Raw genomic sequence first — 20,792 nt, forward strand, 5'->3', positions numbered from 1 at the left:
TGGATCCGGCCCGGCTCGACACGGCTCCACTTGAGAGTACGAAGAAAGCGAGACGTACGTTGCCGCACACCGCCGCCCTGACCGCCCCCGGGGCGCCCTTCGAGGTCGTACGCGCCGAGAACGGCTCGCTCATGTACGCGGACGGGCCGCGCACCCTGCGGGAGTTCGTGGAGACGACCTGGGCGTACGGGGACCGGCCCTTCCTCGTCGGCGACGACGGGACGCACCTCCTCGACTACGGCGACTTCTTCGCCGCCGCGACCGCCCTGGCCAACCTCTTCGTGGACACGTACGGTCTGCGGCCGGGCGACCGGGCCGCCGTCGTGCTGGGCGACCGGCCCGAGTGGCAGACCGCCTTCTGGGCCGCGCAGCTCGCGGGGCTGGTCGCCGTGCCGCTCGACGCGGCCTGGACCGGGGACGAGCTGGGCCGCGTACTCGACCACTGCGCGCCGCGCCTGCTGCTCGTGGACGGTGAACGGCTGCCGCGCGTCACGGGGTGGGCGGAGCGCGCGCGGGCGCGCGTCGTGGTCCTGGGCTCCGGAGGGTCGGCGGATCTGCCCGTCCCCGACCGGCACGCGGCCCCGCCCGACATCGAGATCCGGGCGGAGTCCGACGCCACCATCGTCTACGCGTCACCGGCACAGCCCCTGCGCGGCGCCGTCGCCACCCAGCTCGCGCAGGCGGGCGCCGCGATGGACGCCCGCTTCCGCGCCGCCGCCGACGCGCTCGACCGCGGTGAGCTGCCCGGTCTCGGCCCGGCCCCCGTCCTGCCGCTGCCCCGCCCCTTCTCGAGTCCCGCCGCGCTGCGCGCGGTGTACGGGGCGATGGCGGCGGGCGGCGCGCTGGTCGTGGACGGACCGGGGGAGCCGGCGGCGGCTCCCCGGGCCACGCCCGCCATGGAGTCACGGGTGTCGGCCGAGAGCGGTGAGCTGTGGCTGCGCGGTCAGTCGCTCCCGTACGCCTACTGGGGCGACGAGCGGGCCACGGCCGAGGCGTTCACGCCGGACGGCTGGTTCAGGAGCGGGTGATCCGGACCCGGTAGCCGCCGTCCCCGCGCTTGCCGAGCACCGCGACGCTGACGCCGCCGTCCCGGTCCCGGAATGTCTCGCCGGGCCCGTACGGCGCGTCCGACAGCTCCGCGTGCACGTTGGGCCGCCGCGTACACCCGCCGCTGCGCTCCTCGCTGTCGGAGACGGTCACCGGGCCGCGCCCGGTGTCGACGTCGGACTCGACCCGGTAGATCAGCACGCCGGGTTTGCAGACGGCCTCGTCGTTGCCCGCGCGGGTGCGGACCTCGACCGCGTAACCGGACTCCTCGGAGAGCGGCACGAACGCGAGCTTGTGGCCGCCCTGTTCGGCGAGCGGGGTGAGGTCGTGCTCGCTCACGCCGGGGGTCGACGCGCAGCTGATCTGCGCGTTGTCGAGCCAGCCCAGCTTCCACTTGTGCCAGCCCAGCAGGTCGTTGTTGGCCCCCCAGTCCTCGGACATGATGTCCCAGTGCCCGACCGTGCCACCGCCGTCCATCGTGTAGAGGTCGGGGAGGCCGAAGACATGGCCGTTCTCGTGCGGCAGGACCCGGTAGCCGGTGCGGGAGTACGACCCCGAGCCGTCGTCCTGTCTGCTGTAGACGAAGGACGTGTTGGCCAGCGGGACGCCGTCCGCCCTGGGGGCCTCGCCGTTGCCGGAGAACGTCACGGACAGGACGGTGTCGAGGGCCGAGGGGCCGGCGTTGGGGGTGACGAGAATGTTGACCAGGTCGTAACTGCGGAAGTCCACCTCGGGGTCGGCCGCCGTCACGATGTCCTGGACGAGGCGCCGGTAGCCCGGTTCGTAGGGGGCGCCGCGCTCTATCCCGTACTCCTCGAACGGCAGCGGCATCCGCAGCCAGTCCTTCAGCGGGGCCTCGGGCCGGTAGTCGAGCCGTCCGTAGGAGCTGGTGCGGAACCACTGCGAGGTCTGCGGGAAGAACTCGGCGAGCCGGTCGGCGGCGCTGCCGGGGCCGGGCGCGTCCGAGAAGTCGACCATCAGGTTGAGCGCGCGGACGGTGCCGGTCGAGCGGGAGTAGCCGGCGGGGGTGGGCACACCCTCGGACATCTGGACGCCGGTGGCGGTGGCGATACGGCACGGGACGAGCGTCGCGTCGTGCGAGGTGGCGACCGGTCCGGCGGAGGCCCGGGTGGGCAGCGGGAGCGTCGCGCTGGCGGTGGTGAGTGCGGCGAGGGTCAGTGCGGCGAGTGCGGCGAGCGCGCCGACCCTGCGGGGTCTGGCATGGCTGCCGCGACCTGCGGTTCCGCGTATCCGACGGGTGTGCCTCATCGGCCGCCTCCGGGTCAGCGGCAGTCGTCCGTGCTGACTGCTCTCCGTTCGATCACCCTGCGCCGGGCGGCGTGTCGGCGCTCGCTGGGTGCGCCGATCGTGGGGTTTTCCTCGGGAGTGACCCAGTTCACACGGGCCGGTGAAATAACCGGGGACGGCTTCCCCGTTTGCACCCGTGTCAAGGAAACCGGGGACGCGTTCCCCACTTGTGTGAACCGAGGGAAGGGCCCGTCGTGACCACCGCTGCCGAAGCCGACACGCGCCGCGTTCCGCGTCCGCGTGCGGACGCACTGCGCAACAGGGAGCGCATCGTGGCGGCGGCCCGCGAGATCCTCGTGGAGTCGGGCCCCGACGTGCCGCTCGACGAGATCGCCCGGCGCGCCGGAGTCGGCAACGCCACGCTCTACCGCCACTTCCCCGACCGTTCCGCGCTCATCCTGGAGGTGGTGCACTCCGTCATGGCGCGCACCGCGGACCAGGCGGAGCGTGCGGCGGTCGAGGAGGCCGACGCGTTCGTGGCGCTCAGCCGGTTCGTCCACGCGGCGGCCGACGAGCGGATCGGCGCCCTGTGCCCGCTCCTCTCCGGCAGCTTCAACGGGGACCTTCCCCACCTGCACGCGGAACGCGAACGCCTCGAAGCGGCCGTCGAAGGCCTCATGGAGAAGGCGCGCGCGACAGGCAGGCTGCGCACCGACGTCGCGGTCGGTGACCTGATGGTCGCGCTCTCCCAGCTCACCCGTCCGCTGCCCGGTACCGGCTGTCTGAACATCGACCGCTTCACGCACCGGCATCTACAGCTGTTCCTCGACGGCCTGGAGGCGCCCGCGCGCTCCGAGCTGCCGGGTGCGGCGGCGACTCTGGAGGATCTGCGCCACGGTCGATGACGACCTGTGCCGCGCCCCCGGACCAAGAACTTCTGTCCACCACGCGAAGCACCACGTACGACCCCGACTTAAGACCACCACGCACATCACTACGCGGCGCCGCCGGCCTCGACCGAGCCGGCCGCCCCTTCCTCACCACTGACCCGTAGCCGGTACGCAGGGCCGACCAGTGCGTCCCCGTGCCCGTTATGAACTCTTCGTACGCATAGGCGGCCTCACCCATGTCAAAAACAGCCGAGACCCGGCTCCCGGACCCCCAGGTCCCCGAGTCGGGCCCTGATCCCAAGCGCTGGAAAGCCCTGGTCTTCATCGCCCTGGCCCAGCTGATGGTCGTGCTCGACGCGACGATCGTGAATATCGCGCTGCCCTCCGCCCAGCAGGACCTGGGCATATCCGACGGCAACCGCCAGTGGGTCATCACGGCGTACGCGCTCGCCTTCGGCGGTCTGCTGCTCTTCGGCGGACGCATCGCCGACCTGTGGGGACGTAAGCGCACCTTTGTCGTCGGCCTGCTCGGCTTCGCCGCCGCGTCCGCCGTCGGCGGCGCCGCGACCAGCGAGGCGATGCTGCTCGGCTCCCGCGCCCTCCAGGGCGCGTTCGGCGCGCTGCTCGCGCCCGCCGCGCTCTCCCTGCTCGCCGTGACGTTCGGCGATCCCAAGGAGCGCGCCAAGGCGTTCGGCATCTTCGGTGCCATCGCCGGTGGCGGTGGCGCGGTCGGTCTGATCCTCGGCGGATTCCTCACCGAGTACCTGGACTGGCGCTGGACGTTCTTCGTCAACATCCCGTTCGCGATCGTGGCCGCCGTCGGCGCCTACTTCGTGATCCGGGAGCCCGCGGGCGGCCGTAACCGCAACCCGCTCGACATCCCCGGCGTCATCCTGTCCACGCTCGGCCTGGTCGCGCTGGTGTACGGCTTCACCCGCGCCGAGTCCGAGGGCTGGTCCGACCCGACCACCATCGGCATGTTCGTCGCCTCGGTCGTCCTGCTCGCCACGTTCGTCGCGGTGGAGGCACGGGTGAAGTCCCCGCTGCTGCCGCTGCGCGTGCTGATGGAGCGCAACCGCGGCGGTGTCTATCTCTCGCTGGGCCTGGCCATCATCGGCATGTTCGGTCTGTTCCTCTTCCTGACCTACTACCTCCAGGTCGTGAAGGGCTACTCGCCGGTCCAGACCGGCTTCGCGTTCCTGCCGATGATCGTCGGCATGATCACGGGCTCCACCCAGATCGGCGCCCGGCTGATGACCCGGGTGCCGCCGCGGCTGCTGATGGGGCCGGGCTTCCTGGTCGGCGCGACCGGCATGCTGCTGCTGACGCAGCTGTCGCTCGGCACCTCGTACCCGGGGCTGATCCTGCCGGCGCTGCTGCTGCTCGGTCTGGGCATGGGTACGGCGTTCATGCCGGCCATGTCCCTGGCGACGCACGGCATCGAGCCGCGTGACGCGGGTGTCGCCTCGGCGATGGTCAACACCTCGCAGCAGGTCGGCGGCGCCATCGGTACGGCGCTGCTGAACACCGTGGCCGCCTCCGCCACCACCGCGTACGTCGCGGCGAACGCGGCGGGTGCGAGCGACGCGAAGCTGCTGGAGCTCCAGGCGATGGTGCACGGCTACGCGAGCGCCATCTGGTGGGCGGTCGGGATCCTGGTCGTCGCGGCCGGTATCGCCTTCACCTTCATCAACACCGGCCGGCCGGGGAGCACCCAGGTGGCCAAGGGCGCGGGTACGGGCGCGGACGCCTCGGCCGAGGACGCGCCGGTGCCGGTGGTCATGCACTGACGCGACCGGCTCACCCCGCTCCACCACCGCCCCGGTGCCGCTGCTTCCGCAGCGGCACTGGGGCGGTGTCGTGTTCGGGCGTCGTGGTGCCGTGGTGCCTGTTCCGGTGGCGCGGTGTCGTGGTCCCGTGTTCGGGTGTTCGGGTGTTCGGGTGTTCGGGTGCCGCGGTGCCGGGTCAGCGGCGCCAGGGCAGATCCGCGTCCGAACCGTCCGGCTGAAGCCCCTCCGCCAGCACGCGCATGATCTCCCCGAGCTGCGTCACCTGATCCGGGCCGAGCCGGTCGAAGATCGCCTGCCGTACGGCGGCGACATGACCGGGCGCCGACCGTGCCAGTACGGCGTCGCCCTCGTCCGTCAGGATCGCGTTCTGCCCGCGCTTGTCGGAGGGGCAGTCCTCGCGGCGCACCCAGCCGTTCTTCTCCAGCCGGGCTATCGCGTGCGAGAGCCGGGACCGGGTGATCTTGGCGTTCTTGGCCAGCTGGGTCATGCGCAGCTGACGGTGCGGGGCGCGGGCCAGATGGACGAGCAGCGCGTAGTAGATGTGCGGCATGCCCGCGTCGCGCTGCAACTGGCGGTCGAGATGATCCTCCAGCAACGTGGTGGCCTGGAGATACGCCTGCCAGACACCCTGCTCCTCGGCGCTGAGCCAGCGTGGCTGCCCGTCACTGTCCATGCTCCCCACCCTACGTGCTCCTTGAAAGTTGAACTAGATGGAAGTAAGGTCCGAACCGATAAGTGCTTTAAGGTTCAAGTAGATCGACGCGAGCCGAACGCGGACCGCCATCACCGGCAGGGAGACGCCATGACCAGCACAGCGGAGCGCATGCCCGCCCTCTACCTCTCCCACGGCGCCCCGCCCCTCGCCGACGACCCTCACTGGCCCGGACAGCTCGCCGCCTGGTCCGCCGACCTGCCGCGCCCCCGGGCGATCCTGATCGTCTCAGCCCACTGGGAGGAGGCGCCGCTCGCCCTCGGCGCCACCGAGACCCGGCCGCTGGTCTACGACTTCTGGGGCTTCCCCGAGCACTACTACCAGGTGCGGTACGACGCCCCCGGCGCCCCCGCCCTCGCCGACTCCGTCGAGAAGCTGGTGCGCGGCCCCGGCGCCCCCGTCCAGCGCGTCCCCGACCGGGGGCTCGACCACGGGGCGTACGTCCCGCTCGTCGAGATGTTCCCCGCCGCCGACATCCCCGTCCTCCAGCTCTCCATGCCGACGCTCGACCCCCGCCAACTCCTCGCGATCGGCCGCAAGCTGGCCCCGCTGCGCGACGAAGGGGTCCTCATCGTCGGCAGCGGATTCTTCACCCACAACCTGGCCGCGCTGCGGCACACCGGGCCCGGAGTCCCGGCCTGGTCCGCCGAGTTCGACGACTGGGGCCGTGAGGCGCTGCTCGCGCGGGACGTCGACGCGCTGCTCGACTTCACGCACAAGTCCCCGGCCGGGGCGCTCGCCCATCCGCGTACCGAGCACTTCGCGCCGCTGTTCGTGACGCTCGGCGCCGCCGAGGACGAGCTGGACTCCGTACGGAACGTCATCGACGGTTTCTGGATGGGCCTGGCCAAACGGTCGGTCCAGCTCGGCTGACCTGCGCTCCCGTACTCCGCGCGCACGCACCGCGTACCCCGTCAGTGGTCGGGCCAATGGCAGACGGGTTCAGATAGGCAACGGTTCGACATCCCCTGGCCTAGGGCACTTGACCGGGCATTCCGGCCTCCGTACCTTCCTGTGGTCTAGACATCCTGTTAGGGAGCGGCCATGCGGAAACATGTCATCGGGGCCCTTGTCGTCACCATGGCGCTCGGACTCTCTGCCTGCGGCAGCGGGGACTCGGGCGGGGACGGCGGCGAAACGTCGGGCAAGGGGAAGACCCTGACCGTGTGGATCATGGAGGGGACCAACCCGAACCCCCGGCCCTTCTTCAACGAGGTCGCCGCGGCCTTCAAGAAGAAGACCGGCGCCACCGTCAAGGTCGAGTACCAGCAGTGGGCCACCGCGCAGAAGAAGTTCACCACCGCGATCGAGGGCGGACCGAGCCAGGTCCCCGACGTCGCCGAGGTCGGCACCACCTGGATCCCGCAGTTCGCCGAGACCGGCGGCCTCGTGGACGTGACCGACAAGGTGAAGGAGTCCGGCCTGGGCGACGACCTGGTCGAGGGCCTGGCCGACGCGGGCACCCTGGACGGCAAGCAGTACGGCATGCCCTGGTACGCCGGTGTCCGCGGCCTCCTCTACCGCAAGGACATCTTCGAGAAGCACAACCTCAAGGCCCCGACCACCTGGAAGGAACTGCGCGACACCGCGCTGGTCCTGAAGGAGAAGGAGCCGGAGATGATCTCCTTCCCGGTCGCGGGCGGCGCGGAGATGTTCGCGACCCCCTTCGTCTGGGGCGCCGGCGGTGAACTGGCCGTCGAGGAGGGCGGCAAGTGGAAGTCCGGCATCAACTCCCCGGAGTCGGTCAAGGGCATCACGTACTACACCGACCTCGCGAAGAAGGACAAGCTGTCCCCGGCGAAGGTCACCACCTGGACCGAGAAGGAGGTGGCGACCGACTTCCAGAAGGGGAAGATCGCCATGACCCTCTCCGGCAACTGGACACCCAAGTCGTTCGTCGAGGCCGCCCCCGACCTTGAGGGCAAGCTCGCCGCCGCTCCCATCCCCGGTGAGACCGGCGGTATGAGCAAGTCCTTCCTCGGCGGCTCGTACCTCTCCACCTTCAAGGGCGAGAACCAGGACCTGGCCTGGGAGTACGTCAAGCTCGTCACCACCGGCGAGTTCGCCACCAAGTGGGCCGAGCAGACGAACTACTTCCCCGGTCAGAACTCCCTCCTCAAGGAGGTCCAGGCGAAGGCGGACCCGCTCGTCGCGCCGTTCGCCAAGCAGATGACCGAGGCCGGCGCGACCGTGCCCAAGACCCCCGCGTACGGCCAGATCCAGGCCACGCAGGTCGTCACGAAGATGATCCAGTCGATCCTGACGGACAAGCAGACCGTGCAGGAGGCCGCGGACCAGGCCGCCGAGGAGATGGACAAGATCTTTGCCTCCTGAGTCAGTCATCGAAGACTCGGCGCACGACGACCACGTGGCCGCGACGACTTCCCCCATGAAGTCGTCGCGGCCACGCGGCCCGCGCCCGAGCCCGACGCTGCGCCGCAAGCAGCTCGGTCGCACCGCCCGCCCCTGGCTGCTGCTCCTGCCCTCCCTCGTGGTGCTGGCGGGGCTGCTCCTGTGGCCGCTGGTCAAGGTCGGCATCCTGTCCGTCCAGGACTACGAGGTGAAGTTCGGCGGCGGCGTCGGTGTGTTCACCGGCCTCGACCACTACAAGGACCTGCTCAGCGACAGCGCCCTGTGGCGCACGGTCCTGCCCAACACCGTCTTCTTCGCGGTCGCCTGCGTCGCCCTGACGGTCGCGCTCGGCACCCTCGCCGCCCTGCTGCTCCAGCGGCTCGGCACCACCTGGCGGGTCATCTGCTCCACCGCGATCATGGCGGCCTGGGCGATGCCCGCCGTCACCGGCACCTATGTCTGGGTGTGGCTGTTCTCGGCGGGCGACGGCATGATGAGCCAGCTCGCCGGCTCGCTCGGGCTGATCGACCCCGAGACCACGAACTGGTTCACCGAGCGGCTGTCCTTCTACGCCATCGCCACCCTCAACGTGGTGCACCACGGCTTCCCGTTCGTCGCCATCACGGTGCTCGCGGGGCTGCTGACCATCCCCAAGGAGCTGTACGAGGCGGGGATGATCGACGGCGCCAACGCCTGGCAGCGGTTCTGGAAGATCACCGTGCCCACCATCAAGCCGATCTTCCTGGTCGTCACCATCCTGTCGACCATCTGGGACTTCAAGGTCTTCACCCAGATCTATCTGATGCCGGGCGGCGCGGGCAGCAACGAAGAGGTCCTCAACCTGGGCGTGTGGTCCTACCAGCAGGCGTTCGCCCTGAACGACTACGGCGCCGGAGCGGCCACCGCCGTACTCCTCACGCTGCTCCTGCTGCTGATCACGATCGTCTACATCCGAACCCTCTTCAAGGAGAGTGACGAGCTGTGACCCGCACGACGACCGCCGGGCGGATCGGGCTCGCTGCCGCGGTGTTCGCGCTGCTCGTCTTCACGCTGTTCCCGGTGTACTGGATGGTCAGCACCGCGCTCGACCCGAACGCGATCACCCGGGGCGCCGACGTCCTGCCCAGCGGGATCAGCTGGGAGCACTTCACCTACATCTTCGACCGCGGCAACTTCGGTCAGTTCCTGATCAACTCGATGATCGTCGGGCTCGGCACCATCCTGGTCTCCGGGCTGCTGGCGCTGTTCGCCGCCGTGGCCGTCGCGCGCTTCCGGTTCCGGTTCCGCACCTCGGTGCTGATCATGGTGCTGATCGTGCAGATGGTGCCGCTGGAGGCGCTCGTCATCCCCCTCTTCCTACAGATGCGGGACTACGAACTGCTGAACAGCCTCATCGGACTGACCGTCGTCTACATCGCGCTGTCGCTGCCGTTCGCGATCTGGACCCTGCGCGGCTTCGTCGCGACGGTGCCCAAGGAGGTCGAGGAGGCGGCGTATCTGGACGGCTGCTCCTGGCCCCGGATGTTCTGGTCCGTCCTGCTGCCGCTGGTCGCGCCGGGACTCGTCGCCACCAGCGTGTTCGCGTTCATCACCGCGTGGAACGAGTTCGTCTTCGCGTACACCTTCATGAAGGACGGGTCCAAGTACACCGCCGCCGTGGGCCTGTTCCAGTTCTTCGGCGAGAACTCCACGTCCTGGGGCCCGGTCATGGCCGGCTCCACCCTCATCACACTGCCGGTGCTGGTCTTCTTCATCATCGTGCAGCGCCGCCTGGCGTCCGGACTCGCCGCCGGGGCGGTCAAGGGATGACACCCCCGGATCCCGCCGACGGGCCGCTGCGGCTCGTCAACTCCGTCCTGCTGCCCGGCTTCCACGGCACCGAGCCGCCCCCGTGGCTGCTCGACGCCGTCGACGCCGGGCTGGCGGGCGTCGTGTACTTCGCGCACAACGTGCCCGACCCGACGACCGCCGCCGCCCTCTCGGCCACCCTGTACGCCCGCCGCGCCGACCTGATCGTGGCGAGCGACGAGGAGGGCGGCGACGTCACCCGCCTGGAGGCGACGACCGGCTCCTCCTACCCCGGCAACGGCGCGCTCGGCGAGGTCGACGACACCGACGTCACCGAACGCGTCGCCCGCGCCATCGGCCACGACCTGCGCGCGGCCGGCATCGGCCTGAACCTCGCGCCCGACGCCGACGTCAACGCCGACCCGGACAACCCGGTGATCGGCATACGCGCCTTCGGCTCGGACGCCGCCCTGGTGGCCCGGCACTCCGCCGCGTACGTCACCGGCCTCCAGTCCGCCGGAGTCGCCGCCTGCGCCAAGCACTTCCCCGGCCACGGCGACACGGCCGTCGACTCCCACCTGCGGGTGCCCCAGCTCGACGCCGACCTCGACCTGCTGCGGCGGCGCGACCTCCTGCCGTTCACCGCCGCGATCGACGCGGGCAGCCGCTGTCTGATGACCGGGCACATCAAGGCCCGCCCCTTCGGCGACGCCCCGGCCTCGCTCAACCCCGAGGCCACCCGGCTGGCCCGGGAGGAGCTGGGCTTCACCGGCGCCGTCGTCACCGACGCGCTCGACATGGGCGCCGTCCTCGCCGACCCCGGCTTCGGGCCCGCCTGCGTCCAGGCGGTGCTCGGCGGCGCCGACCTGCTGTGCCTGGGCAACCCGGCGAGCGCCGAGGCCGCCGCGCTCTCCTACGCCACCGCGCGCGACGCGCTCCTCGACGCGCTGGCCACCGGCGAACTGCCCGAGGACCGGCTCACCGACGCCGGCCGCCGGGCCCGCGAACTGGCCGGGTGGATCGCCGCGGCCCGCGCCACCCCGCCGCCTCCCAAGGAGGACGCGCTGCCACTCGCCGTCGCCCGCACCGCACTGCGGGTACGCGGCAACGTGGCGCTCACCTCGGCGCCGTACGTGATCGACCTGCGACAGCGGGTCAACCACGCGTCCGGCAGCCGCTCGCCGCATCTCGTCCGCCTCCTCACGGAGGCCGTGCCCGGTCTGACCGCCACCGGCGTACCGCCCGAGGGCCCGACCGCCGCCCGCGCGGACACCGCTCTCCGGGGCTCGGCGGGCCGCCCCCTGGTCGTCATCGCCAGGGAGCCGCACCGGGACGCCGCCGAGACCGCGCTGCTGCGTGAACTGATCGCCCGCCGCCCGGACACGGTCGTCGTCCTGACCGGCTGGCCGCACGCCGTGGACGCCCTGGCGGCCAACACCGTCGTGACCTACGGCTCGGGCCGCGTCAACGCGCAGGCGGCCGTGGAGCGCCTGCTGGGCGGCACCCCGCACGGCCGCTGAGCAACCTTTCTGAGACCGAGGCCGTCTTCCGGGTAGGAGGACGGCCTACGGCGGTGTTGCACGGAGTACGGGGTGACGCCGTCGGAGTGACGGGCGTCTCAGGCGTAAAGGGTCGATAAATGCACGAAACAGCCACCGGAGCAGCCTCGAATCCGGTTCTGACCTGCGCTTCCACCCCGCTCGGCAGCACGCGCGCCACCCCGGTGGCGGCACAGGGTACTGCATGATCACAAAAATGAACGCACGCCATGGGAATTCTGTCCGGATTCCAGTCGTTGTTTCCAACGGATGCAGGGCACCCGGGAGGGTGTCGCGACCGACTCAGTAAGGGAGCTCGCATGGCAACCCGTGCCGTCGCCCGTCGTACCGCCACCGGTGGTTCGAAAGGGGCAAGCAGTGTTCGCGCCGTAGGCGGCGAGATCGCCGACCGCGACCTGGTCGGCATGTACCTCGACGAGATCGCGCGTACGCCGCTGCTCGACGCCGCCAAGGAGGTCGAGCTGTCCCAGACCATCGAAGCGGGCGTGTACGCGCAGCAGATTCTTGACGGAGTCGTGGAGAGCGAGGGCGCCGGCGCCCAGCGCGAGGAGCTGGAAGCCCTCGTCGCCGCCGGTGAGCGCGCGAAGGACGTCTTCATACGCTCGAATCTCCGTCTCGTCGTCGCCGTGGCCCGGCGCTACCCGCGCAGTGGACTGCCCCTGCTCGACCTGATCCAGGAAGGCAACGCCGGCCTGGTGCGCGCGGTCGAGAAGTTCGACTACGCCAAGGGATTCAAGTTCTCCACCTACGCGACCTGGTGGATCCGCCAGGCCATCACCCGGTCCATCGCGGACCAGTCACGCACGATCAGGCTGCCCGTCCACCTCGTGGAGGAGCTCGGCCGTATCCGCAGGGTGCAGCGCGAGTTCAACCGTGAGCACGGGCGCGACCCCGACCCCACCGAGGTCGCCGCGGAGCTGGGCTCCAACGCCGCGCGTGTCACCGACGTCCTGGACTGGGCCCGTGACCCGGTCTCGCTGAACATGTCGGTGGACGACGACGGCGACACCCAGTTCGGCGATCTGCTGGAGGACACCTCGGCGATCTCGCCCGAGCAGTCCGTCCTCACGCTGCTCCGCAGCGAGGAGCTGGAGGACCTGATCGGCAGGCTCGACCACCGCACGGCCTCCATCATCAAGATGCGGTACGGCATCGACGACGGCCGGGAGCGGACGCTCACCGAGGTGGGCAAGCAGCACGGCCTGACCCGTGAGCGGATCAGGCAGATCGAGAAGCACGCCCTTCTCGAACTGAAGAAGATGGCGCACGACGTGGGCTTCGAATCCGCGGCGTAACGCCCTTGACCAGGGGGATCGACCCCCTCGCTGAACGGAGTCCCGGCACCCGCCCCCCCCCGGTGCCGGGACTCCTCACGTACTCACACCTCACCCGTACCCGCCGCCCGCGTCAGCCGGCCCCCCAACTCACCGATGTGCTCGACCAGCGACGCCGGCCCGCGCACCGTGAACTCGCAGTCCACCAGGGCCAGTCGCAGCGCCACCCACTCCGGCGAGTCGGCCGCGCTCGCCCGCAGCCGGCAACTGTCCGGGCCGGTCGGCTCCGGCACCCCGAGCGAGGGCGGCAGCCGCCCAGCCACGAACTCGGCGGGCGCCGCGAAAACCACGTCCAGCTCGATCCGCGGCTGCGCGCGCGCCATCGAACCGCTCAGGAACTCGGCCGCGTCACCCGTCGGCAGCTCGCGCGGCGTGAAGCGGGCCCCCGTCGGAAACGGCTCACCGACCCGGTCCAGCCGGAACGTACGCCAGTCCTCCCGCCCCAGGTCGTACGCGACGAGATACCAGCGCCTGGCCGTCGACACCAGACGGTACGGCTCCACCTGCCGCTTGGTCCGCGCGCCGTCCCCGGCGCGGTAGCCGAACCGCAACCGCTCCGTCCCGGTGATCGCGGCGGCGATGGCCGTCAGCGTCCGCGGATCCACGCTCGCCGCGTCCCCCCGCACGAGCAGCGGCACCGTCGCGGCCTGGAGTGTGGAGACCCGGCGCCGCAGCCGCGACGGCAGCACCTGCTCCAGCTTCGCCAACGCCCGTACGGACGCCTCCTCGACACCGTCGATGGCATGCCCCGCACCGGCCCGCAGCCCCACCGCGATGGCCACGGCCTCCTCGTCGTCCAGCAGCAGCGGCGGCATCGCGGCGCCCGCGACGAGCCGGTACCCGCCGACCGCGCCCTTGCTGGCCTCGACCGGATAACCGAGGTCACGCAGCCGGTCGATGTCCCGGCGGATCGTCCGCGCGCTGACCTCAAGACGCTCGGCCAGCTCGCTGCCCGGCCACTCGCGCGGGGTCTGGAGAAGTGACAGCAGATTCAGGAGTCGTGCCGGAGTGTCCGTCATGCGCTTCAGGGTGGCAGCCATCTAGGACATGATCTGGCCTACATGGTGAATAACTTCCTCCCATGACTTCTCCAGCGACTGCTCCGGTCGCCATACCGGACCCCACTCCCGCCGTCCCCCCGGCACCCGCCGATCGCCGGCGCTGGCTGGCGCTGGCGGTGGTCATGACCGCGGCCTTCATGGACCTGGTCGACGTCACCATCGTCAACATCGCCATCCCCAGCATCGAACGGGATCTTTCCGCGAGCTTCGGCTCCATCCAGTGGATCACCGCCGGATACGCGCTGGCCTTCGCGGCGGGCCTGATCACCGGCGGCAGGCTCGGCGACATCTACGGCCGCAAGCGGCTCTTCCTCCTCGGCATCACCGGCTTCACCCTCGCCTCCGCGCTCTGCGGCTTCGCGGTGAATCCCGAGATGCTCGTAGCCTCCCGGCTCCTCCAAGGCGCGATGGCCGCGCTGATGGTGCCCCAGGTACTCGCGATCATCCATGTCACCTTCCCGGCGCACGAACGCGGCAAGGTCTTCGGGATGTTCGGCGCGATCGTCGGCCTCGGCGCCGTCTCCGGGCCCCTGCTGGGCGCGCTGCTCACCCAGTGGAACCTCTTCGGCCTCGAATGGCGCCCGATCTTCCTGATCAACCTGCCCGTCGGTATCGCCGGTGTGATCCTGGGCCGCAGGTTCATCACCGAGTCCAAGGCGCCCAAGGCCCTGCGGCTCGACATGGTCGGCGTCGTCCTGGTGACCGGCGCGCTGCTGATGCTGATCTACCCGCTCACCCGGGGCCGCGAGCTGGACTGGCCGCTGTGGGGGTTCCTGTGCATGGCGGGCAGCGTCGTGGTGTTCGCGGTGTTCGTGGCGTACGAGAGGGCGAAGACCCGCAAGGACGGGTCGCCCCTGGTGGAACTGTCCCTGTTCAAGGTGAAGAGCTTCGCCGCCGGTATCGCCGTACAGCTCACGTTCGGCATCAGCCTCGGCATCTTCTTCCTGGTCTGGACGCTGTACATGCAGATCGGCCTCGGCTGGAGCCCGCTGCACGCCGGCCTGACCGGGCTGCCGTTCTCGCTCGCCGTCTCCACGGCCGCGGGTCTCTCGGTGCAGAAGCTGGTCCCGCGCTTCGGCCGCAAGGTCCTCCAGACCGGCGCGCTGACGATGGCGGCGGGCGTACTGCTCTACCTCTGGGAGGCCGGGCGGTACGGCGCGGACATCACCACCTGGCAGATGGTGCCGCCGCTGGTCGTGATGGGCCTGGGGATGGGCCTGATCGTGGCGCCCCTGACGGACGCGGTGCTCTCCGACGTCCCGCGCGAGCACGCGGGTTCGGCGTCCGGCCTGATCAACACGGTGCAGCAGATGGGGACCGCGCTGGGACTCGGCCTGGTCTCGGTGGTCTTCTTCGGCGTGGTCGACGACCACCCGGCGACGTCGCGCGCCGCGGTGACGACGGCGTTCACGGAGGGTTTCCAGAACGCGCTGTGGTGGGTGGCGGGGGTGCTGGTGGCCATCTTCCTGCTGATGTCGGCGTTGCCGAGGAGGCGGGTGTTGGTTGGTTGACCGGTGCCGGGGTCCGCGCCTGCGGGTCGGTTTCGTCCTCAAGCGCCGGACGGGCTGGGTGGGTTGCGGCCGGTGTCCGGGTGCCGCTCCGGGGTCATGGCCGGACGGCGTGACTTACGCCGCGTGCACGGTTCGTTGGACCCGACGACCCACGTTGTCCACGCGGCACAAGTCAGCCTGAGTGTCCGACCACGCCCCCTGCGCGTCCCCCTCCCAACCCGCGGGAGGGGGGCGGGGACCCGCAACACGCTGCCCGGCAGGCCAGCCACCCGGCAAGACGGGGTGTCAAGGCCGCACGGTCCAGGGCCCCCCCCCCCCCCCCCCCCCCCCCCCCCCCCCCCGGGGGGGGGGGGGGGGGGGGGGCCCCCCCCCCCCCCCGCCGGGGGCGTCGGCTCGGGGCACGAGCGGCCGCTCGTGCGCGTCCGTCCGCGTCGTGGCGGCGTACGGCGGAGGTGCCGTCGGCACGCGGTGCCGGTCCGCGCGGGGGGCGGCGGCGCGGATCTCCGGTCGTGGACGCACGGTGGTCGGCCGTCGTCCTACGGAGCGAGGAGGGACGGCGCCGGCGACGGGGAGGCGTCGGCCAGCGCGTCGGTCACGGTCTTGGCGACCGCGGGCAGATGGCCGTCCAGGTAGAAGTGCCCGCCGTGGAAGACGGTGACGGTGGTGGCGGCGGTGGTGTGCTCCCGCCAGGCGAACGCCTGAGCCACGGTCACCACCGGGTCGCTGTCGCCGACCAGCACACTGAACGGGATGTCGAGCGGCTGCCCGCCCCGCCATGTGTAGCTCCCGAGCGCGCGGTAGTCGGCGCGCAGCGCGGGCATGACCATCTCCCGTAGTTCCGGGTCGTCCAGGACGGCCGGGGTGGTGCCGCCGAGCCTGCGGACCGCCGCCAGCACATCGGCGTCCGTGGACAGCCGGTCGTGTCTGCCGGGTTCGGGCGTCGGCGCTCCTCTGGCCGACAGGAACAGCCTGACGGGAGCCGTCGACCCGCTTTCCCTGAGGCGCCGGGCGGTCTCGTAGGCGAGGACGGCCCCCATGCTGTGTCCGAAGAACGCGTACGTGCCCCGCAGTTCGCGTCGTACTTCGGCGGCGAGGGCGTCCGCGAGCTGCCCGATCCCCGCGAGGGGCGTCTCCCGTCTGCGGTCCTGGCGGCCGGGGTACTGCACGCCGAGGACATCGACGTCGTTCGCGAGCTCCCGCGACAGCGGCGCGTAGGAGCTGGCCGCTCCGCCCGCGTGCGGGAAGCACACCAGGGTGACACGGCCCGGGTCCGCGGAGTGGTCTCTGTCGGAGGACGCAAACGCACGAAGCCACTCGCCACCCACTTCGGATCCCCCGCCTCAGCCGTTCGCCACACCCGTCCACGGGTCCGCCCCGATCCTGCCCACCGGTGGTCAACGCCCGCACAAACGCCGGCCAAATCCCTGGTCCGGCAGCACGGCACCTCAACGCCTCCCCGGCATCCGGTGCCGCCTGGCTCCGCACTCGTGGAGCACGGCCACCAGATGGGCGACGGAGGCCAGCGTGATGTGGTGGTGCCAGCCGAGGAAGGAGCGGCCGGCGAAGTCTCGTATGCCCACCCGGTCCGCGAGCCGGGCGGAATCGTCCACGGTGCGCGGCAGGCGGGCGAGCCCGAGCAACGGGCGCCAGGAGTCGGCCGACGCGTTCGTCAGCCAGAGGTCGTACGCGCCCTGCCCGCCCGACTGCCACTCGCCGAGCAGCAGCAGTCTGCGACCGCTCTCCTGGGGGGCCAGTACCGGGATCGTCACCAGCGCGGTGGGCGCGCCCTCGGGTGAGGCCACCTGGCGCCGTAACCGGCTTGTGGACTGGACGAGTTGGGCCGCCGTGTGCTCCGCGGCGCTGTACCGGGGCAGCACGCCCCGGTCCACCCTGAGCAGCGCCTGGGCGTCGGCCCTGACCAGGAAGGTGAATCCGGCGGAGGCGAGCCGTTGGGCGACCGCGACCGCGTCCACGCCCGCCACGTCGACCACGACGGGGCCGCTCATCTCGGCGGTCAGTCCGCAGGCGCTGCGGGCCGCCTCGTACACTCCGTCGTCGAGCGTCCGCGGAATCGTCTCGTCCGGAATGCTGGCGCGCCCTCGCAGGGACGCGTCGGCCCAGCGCGGTGGGAGCAGCAGATGCCAGTCCACCGGCACCGCGACCCCCTCGCAGACCATCCAGGAACCCAGCGCCTGCTGGGCGTTGACGGTCTGACCCAGATGTGGGACGTACTGCTCGTCGACGCCCACGGAGTGCGGCCCCGCCTTGAGGATGGCTGTGGGTCTGATGACCCACGCCCGTGGATTCAGCGTCCGGTGCGCGTACCGGGCCAGAGCGCGGCGGATCGGCAGCCATTCCCATGGAGAGGAACTGATGAAGTGGTGCACGCTCTGCCGGGAAGCTCCGCCGTCTATCTGGGCCGCGACCGTCCGCAGCGTCTTGCGGCCGGAGGCGGTGAGCAGCGCGCCCACGTATTCCTCGGCCCACGCCCGTTGTTCGGTCCGCTTCAGGGTCGAGAACAGATGCGCCCCGACGTCGGCGATCAGCCCCCCGGAAACCTTCGGCACCGCCGGTTTATCCGCATCTCTCCGCACGCTATCCCCCGTGTCTCCTCAGACGACGCATCACTGCGCACGCCAAAGAAAAACAGCCATTCGGTCTTCCGCACAAGCTCATTGCCATGCACAACTCGCTCGAAAGAGGAGGTAAACGAAGAAAAAGAAACAGCGCTTCCGGAAGGAAGCGCCGTGAACGCGCCCGCGGCGCACACCGTCGCGTCGGCGCCCTGAAAAAACAGAACGGTTTGTCAGTTACAGAGCGGGAACATACACCGACTCGGCCCGGGCGTCGGGGATCGACCGGGCGAGCTGCTCCGCCCGGTGGGGCGAGGTGTCGAGGCGCGCCAGCACGCCGGCGGTCGCGAGGTTGGGGAGGATCAGCTGGTACAACGCCGAGATCTCCTCCACCAGTTCGGGCGACCCGGGCAGTGTCTCGCGCACCACCTGCACGCCCGTCCACGCCCCGACGAACAGCCTCGACGCGGTGTGCGGATCGGCGTGCGGCAGCAACTCCCCACGCCGCCCGGCCTCGTCAAGCAGACCGCGCCCGAGATCCACCCAGTCCGGCCACCGGGTACCGAGAATCCTGCGGACCTTGGTGTCGATGGACAGCGTGATCGCGGCGCTCATCAGCGGTTCTCTGGGCAGCCGGTAGGCCAGCACCATGCCGACGTCCACCCACTCCTGGAGCTTGAGATTCTGCTCGCGCACCCCCTCGCTGGTGAGCGCCTCCGCGAGTACGCCGCGCGCCATCTCCTCCTTGGACGCGAAGTGGAAGTACAGGGCCCCGCGGGTCAGCCCGGTGCGCTCCACCAGCATCGTGATGGTCGCCGCGCCGTACCCCACCTCGTCGATCAGGCTCGCCATCGCCTCCAGGATGGCTCTACGAGTCCGCACCCCGCGCTCCTGCCGTGCCATCAACCCTCCCCGACCGTTTTACCGGAGTTTGAACTCTCTTTGACCCGCACTTGAAAAAGAACGGAGAGTCGGTATTTTAGCAGAGCGGTGCGCGCAGACCACATCCCAACCGCACCAAGGGGGGAACCTTGACTAAGCTCGCCAGTTTCACAGAAGAAGACTCCTGCACCCGACTCCCGCTGACACCCGCCAAATTAGGCGAGTTCACACACCTCAGCCACGCCGATTCCATTCTCATAAAAGACGCGCGTCGCAACGGCGCCGACAGATTCACCCTGACCGTCCAGTGGCCGTCGGTCGGCGGACCCGGCCGTTACGACACCCGAATACTCGCCCAGACATTACGACAGACCGCTCTGTTCACCGCCCACGCCGAATACGGCGTACCCACATCCCATCAAACACTGCTGAACAGACTGGATTTCGACGTCATTCCCACCGCGCTCGACGGCGGCCCGCAAATCCTTGACGTCGACATCACCGTCACAAAAGGCCACAGCCGCCAGCCCAACGCGTTACGCATCAACTTCCGCATTCACCGCGACGGGGTCACCGTCGCCACGGCCGAGTCCGACTTCAGCTCGATATCCCCCGGCGCCTACCGCCGGATACGGGGCGGCCACGCCACCTTCGACTGGGCTTCCTGGGCCGTGCCGTTACCCGTTCCGCACGAAGCCGTCGGCCGCGCCGACGCCATCGAGGTCTCCCTCTCCCCCGGCAACCGCCCCGGGCGCTGGCGACTGCGCAACGAGCCTGCCCACACGCTGCTGTTCGACCATCCCGTGGACCATGTGCCGGGCCTCGCGCTCCTGGAAGCCGCGCAACAGGCCGCCCACGCCCTGCTCACCCCCGCCGGCGCCCCCGAGACCACCCGCGCCCGTATCACCTACGAGCGATACGTGGAATTCGACGCACCCTGCTGGCTGAACGCCGAAGTGGTCACCACCGGGGACTCCGACCACACCACCATCCATGTGACCGGGTCCCAGAACAACGCACCCGCATTCCATGTGAAGCTCAACGGACCGCCCCGCTAGCACCTTCACCGCGTCCTCGCGAAAAGAGCCGAGGGGGCGCCGCCCTCGCCGGGCACCACCCCCTCGGCTCAGCCGGAACCGGCTCACTGATTGACAAAGCCCCCGTCCACCGGCACCACGACACCGGTCAGGAACGGGCACCGGTCACTCAACAGCCAGGCGGCGGCAGCCGCGATCTCCGTCGGCTCCGCCGTCCGCCCCTGCGGCGTCATCGAATGCACCATCTTCTCCAGACCCGGATTGCGCCCGAACCAGTCCTCGGTAATCTCCGTACGCGTGGTCCCAGGGGCCACCGCGTTCACCCGGATCCCCTGACTCGCGTACTCGTCCGCCGCGGCCCTCGTCAATCCCACCACCGCGTGCTTCGACGCCACATAGGGAGCAGCCGTCGGTATGGCGACCAGTCCGCCCACACTGCTGTTGTTCACAACAGCCCCGCCGCCGCCCTCCAGCATCGCGGCGATTTCCGGACGCAAACAATTCCACACGCTACGTACGTTGCTGTCCATCAAATCGTCGTACACATCGTCCGACATCAAATGCAACGGCGTTCGGTCACCACCCACCCCCGCGTTGTTGAACGCCCCGTCCAGCCGCCCGAATTTCTCCACCGCCACCGCCACCGCACGTCGCGCCTCGGCGGCGTCCCGTACATCGGCGACAACACACGCCGCCTCCGCTCCTCCCGCCACCAACTCATCCACCAGAGCCTTCAAGCGATCCTCACGGCGCGCCACCACGACCACGGACGCCCCCTCCGCCGAGAACACCCTCGCCGCGGCGGCACCGATCCCACTGCTCGCGCCGGTAACAAGAACGGCCTTGCCGGAAAGTAAACCCTCACCCACGACAACATCCTCCCGAGCATCACGACAGACACATCCAGATCAAGCGGACTCGCGTCGAAAACACCTCAACACCACCTGCCCCACCCACACCCCCCGTCAAACGGACAACACAGCACCTCCCCTACGAGCCTCACGCCCC

The 20,792-nt window shown here is 70.4% G+C and carries 18 protein-coding genes; 11 read left to right on the top strand and 7 right to left on the bottom strand.

The window, feature by feature from the left end; genetic code table 11:
• The first annotated feature begins 59 nt into the window (after window positions 1-59).
• Window positions 60-1,028 carry a class I adenylate-forming enzyme family protein gene (locus tag ACFYNU_RS28240; RefSeq protein ID WP_356596801.1) on the top strand — a complete coding sequence of 323 codons (969 nt, stop codon included), beginning with the start codon at window positions 60-62 and terminating at the stop codon, window positions 1,026-1,028.
• Here ACFYNU_RS28240 and ACFYNU_RS28245 read toward each other — a convergent pair.
• Window positions 1,015-2,316, bottom strand: a complete 1,302-nt coding sequence (locus tag ACFYNU_RS28245; protein ID WP_356596799.1) for a M6 family metalloprotease domain-containing protein — start codon at window positions 2,314-2,316, stop codon at window positions 1,015-1,017. The genes ACFYNU_RS28240 and ACFYNU_RS28245 overlap by 14 nt on opposite strands.
• A 233-nt stretch (window positions 2,317-2,549) precedes the next feature.
• On the opposite strand from ACFYNU_RS28245, the gene ACFYNU_RS28250 reads away from it, so the two are divergent.
• Together ACFYNU_RS28250 and ACFYNU_RS28255 are read left to right on the top strand one after the other, a co-directional pair.
• Entirely contained in the window at window positions 2,550-3,200 is a 651-nt protein-coding gene (locus tag ACFYNU_RS28250) for a helix-turn-helix domain-containing protein (protein ID WP_356596797.1), read from the top strand.
• A 221-nt stretch (window positions 3,201-3,421) separates the two neighbouring features.
• Window positions 3,422-4,975, top strand: a complete 1,554-nt coding sequence (locus tag ACFYNU_RS28255; protein WP_356596795.1) for an MFS transporter — start codon at window positions 3,422-3,424, stop codon at window positions 4,973-4,975.
• A gap of 175 nt (window positions 4,976-5,150) precedes the next feature.
• On the opposite strand, the gene ACFYNU_RS28260 is transcribed toward ACFYNU_RS28255, so the two are convergent.
• The gene (locus tag ACFYNU_RS28260) at window positions 5,151-5,648 is read right to left on the bottom strand and encodes a MarR family transcriptional regulator (protein ID WP_356596793.1); all 498 of its coding nucleotides are present in this window, start codon (window positions 5,646-5,648) and stop codon (window positions 5,151-5,153) included.
• A gap of 129 nt (window positions 5,649-5,777) precedes the next feature.
• Here ACFYNU_RS28260 and ACFYNU_RS28265 point away from each other — a divergent pair, with 129 nt between their 5' ends.
• From ACFYNU_RS28265 to ACFYNU_RS28290, 6 genes are all read left to right on the top strand, one after another.
• Complete coding sequence (locus ACFYNU_RS28265; RefSeq protein ID WP_356596791.1) at window positions 5,778-6,560, top strand: class III extradiol ring-cleavage dioxygenase; 783 nt, start codon at window positions 5,778-5,780, stop codon at window positions 6,558-6,560.
• Window positions 6,561-6,731: 171 nt separating this feature from the next.
• Window positions 6,732-8,021 carry a sugar ABC transporter substrate-binding protein gene (locus ACFYNU_RS28270; RefSeq protein WP_356596789.1) on the top strand — a complete coding sequence of 430 codons (1,290 nt, stop codon included), beginning with the start codon at window positions 6,732-6,734 and terminating at the stop codon, window positions 8,019-8,021.
• Window positions 8,011-9,024 carry a carbohydrate ABC transporter permease gene (locus tag ACFYNU_RS28275; protein ID WP_388767553.1) on the top strand — a complete coding sequence of 338 codons (1,014 nt, stop codon included), beginning with the start codon at window positions 8,011-8,013 and terminating at the stop codon, window positions 9,022-9,024. Before ACFYNU_RS28270 ends, ACFYNU_RS28275 begins: the two co-directional genes overlap by 11 nt.
• Complete coding sequence (locus ACFYNU_RS28280) at window positions 9,021-9,848, top strand: carbohydrate ABC transporter permease (protein WP_356596787.1); 828 nt, start codon at window positions 9,021-9,023, stop codon at window positions 9,846-9,848. The genes ACFYNU_RS28275 and ACFYNU_RS28280 overlap by 4 nt, the downstream gene beginning before the upstream one ends.
• Window positions 9,845-11,347 carry a glycoside hydrolase family 3 N-terminal domain-containing protein gene (locus ACFYNU_RS28285; protein ID WP_356596785.1) on the top strand — a complete coding sequence of 501 codons (1,503 nt, stop codon included), beginning with the start codon at window positions 9,845-9,847 and terminating at the stop codon, window positions 11,345-11,347. Before ACFYNU_RS28280 ends, ACFYNU_RS28285 begins: the two co-directional genes overlap by 4 nt.
• Window positions 11,348-11,685: 338 nt before the next feature.
• Entirely contained in the window at window positions 11,686-12,681 is a 996-nt protein-coding gene (locus ACFYNU_RS28290; protein ID WP_356596783.1) for a sigma-70 family RNA polymerase sigma factor, read from the top strand.
• A gap of 83 nt (window positions 12,682-12,764) precedes the next feature.
• Here ACFYNU_RS28290 and ACFYNU_RS28295 read toward each other — a convergent pair whose 3' ends face one another.
• Window positions 12,765-13,739 (bottom strand): YafY family protein, encoded by a 975-nt coding sequence (locus ACFYNU_RS28295; RefSeq protein WP_356596839.1) that lies wholly within the window; start codon window positions 13,737-13,739, stop codon window positions 12,765-12,767.
• 62 nt (window positions 13,740-13,801) lie between these two features.
• Here ACFYNU_RS28295 and ACFYNU_RS28300 point away from each other — a divergent pair, with 62 nt between their 5' ends.
• A complete protein-coding gene (locus ACFYNU_RS28300) occupies window positions 13,802-15,292 on the top strand; it encodes an MFS transporter (protein WP_356596781.1) in 1,491 nt (496 codons plus the stop codon).
• A 536-nt stretch (window positions 15,293-15,828) separates the two neighbouring features.
• Here ACFYNU_RS28300 and ACFYNU_RS28305 read toward each other — a convergent pair.
• The 3 genes from ACFYNU_RS28305 to ACFYNU_RS28315 all read right to left on the bottom strand — a co-directional run bounded on the left by ACFYNU_RS28305 (window position 15,829) and on the right by ACFYNU_RS28315 (window position 18,768).
• Complete coding sequence (locus ACFYNU_RS28305; protein ID WP_356596933.1) at window positions 15,829-16,542, bottom strand: alpha/beta fold hydrolase; 714 nt, start codon at window positions 16,540-16,542, stop codon at window positions 15,829-15,831.
• A 195-nt stretch (window positions 16,543-16,737) separates the two neighbouring features.
• Complete coding sequence (locus ACFYNU_RS28310; protein WP_356596931.1) at window positions 16,738-17,859, bottom strand: transposase; 1,122 nt, start codon at window positions 17,857-17,859, stop codon at window positions 16,738-16,740.
• A gap of 243 nt (window positions 17,860-18,102) precedes the next feature.
• A complete protein-coding gene (locus ACFYNU_RS28315; RefSeq protein WP_356596929.1) occupies window positions 18,103-18,768 on the bottom strand; it encodes a ScbR family autoregulator-binding transcription factor in 666 nt (221 codons plus the stop codon).
• Between the two features lie 128 nt (window positions 18,769-18,896).
• Between ACFYNU_RS28315 and ACFYNU_RS28320 the strand changes: the two genes are divergently transcribed.
• Window positions 18,897-19,805 carry a ScbA/BarX family gamma-butyrolactone biosynthesis protein gene (locus ACFYNU_RS28320; RefSeq protein WP_356596927.1) on the top strand — a complete coding sequence of 303 codons (909 nt, stop codon included), beginning with the start codon at window positions 18,897-18,899 and terminating at the stop codon, window positions 19,803-19,805.
• Window positions 19,806-19,888: 83 nt separating this feature from the next.
• Here ACFYNU_RS28320 and ACFYNU_RS28325 read toward each other — a convergent pair whose 3' ends face one another.
• On the bottom strand, window positions 19,889-20,653 hold the full coding sequence (locus tag ACFYNU_RS28325; protein ID WP_356596925.1) for a glucose 1-dehydrogenase: 765 nt from the start codon (window positions 20,651-20,653) through the stop codon (window positions 19,889-19,891).
• Between the last annotated feature and the right edge of the window lie 139 nt (window positions 20,654-20,792).

The organism is Streptomyces sp. NPDC006643, from assembly GCF_042870175.1.
In the GTDB taxonomy this organism is placed as follows: Bacteria; Actinomycetota; Actinomycetes; order Streptomycetales; family Streptomycetaceae; genus Streptomyces.

Bases quoted from the DNA above. Each gene is read 5' to 3' on its own strand.
- ACFYNU_RS28245 (WP_356596799.1), bottom strand. From the start codon at position 2,316: ATGAGGCACACCCGTCGGATACGCGGAACCGCAGGTCGCGGCAGCCAT.
- ACFYNU_RS28255 (WP_356596795.1), top strand. From the start codon at position 3,422: ATGTCAAAAACAGCCGAGACCCGGCTCCCGGACCCCCAGGTCCCCGAG.
- ACFYNU_RS28260 (WP_356596793.1), bottom strand. From the start codon at position 5,648: ATGGACAGTGACGGGCAGCCACGCTGGCTCAGCGCCGAGGAGCAGGGT.
- ACFYNU_RS28265 (WP_356596791.1), top strand. From the start codon at position 5,778: ATGACCAGCACAGCGGAGCGCATGCCCGCCCTCTACCTCTCCCACGGC.
- ACFYNU_RS28270 (WP_356596789.1), top strand. From the start codon at position 6,732: ATGCGGAAACATGTCATCGGGGCCCTTGTCGTCACCATGGCGCTCGGA.
- ACFYNU_RS28285 (WP_356596785.1), top strand. From the start codon at position 9,845: ATGACACCCCCGGATCCCGCCGACGGGCCGCTGCGGCTCGTCAACTCC.
- ACFYNU_RS28290 (WP_356596783.1), top strand. From the start codon at position 11,686: ATGGCAACCCGTGCCGTCGCCCGTCGTACCGCCACCGGTGGTTCGAAA.
- ACFYNU_RS28295 (WP_356596839.1), bottom strand. From the start codon at position 13,739: ATGACGGACACTCCGGCACGACTCCTGAATCTGCTGTCACTTCTCCAG.
- ACFYNU_RS28300 (WP_356596781.1), top strand. From the start codon at position 13,802: ATGACTTCTCCAGCGACTGCTCCGGTCGCCATACCGGACCCCACTCCC.
- ACFYNU_RS28315 (WP_356596929.1), bottom strand. From the start codon at position 18,768: ATGGCACGGCAGGAGCGCGGGGTGCGGACTCGTAGAGCCATCCTGGAG.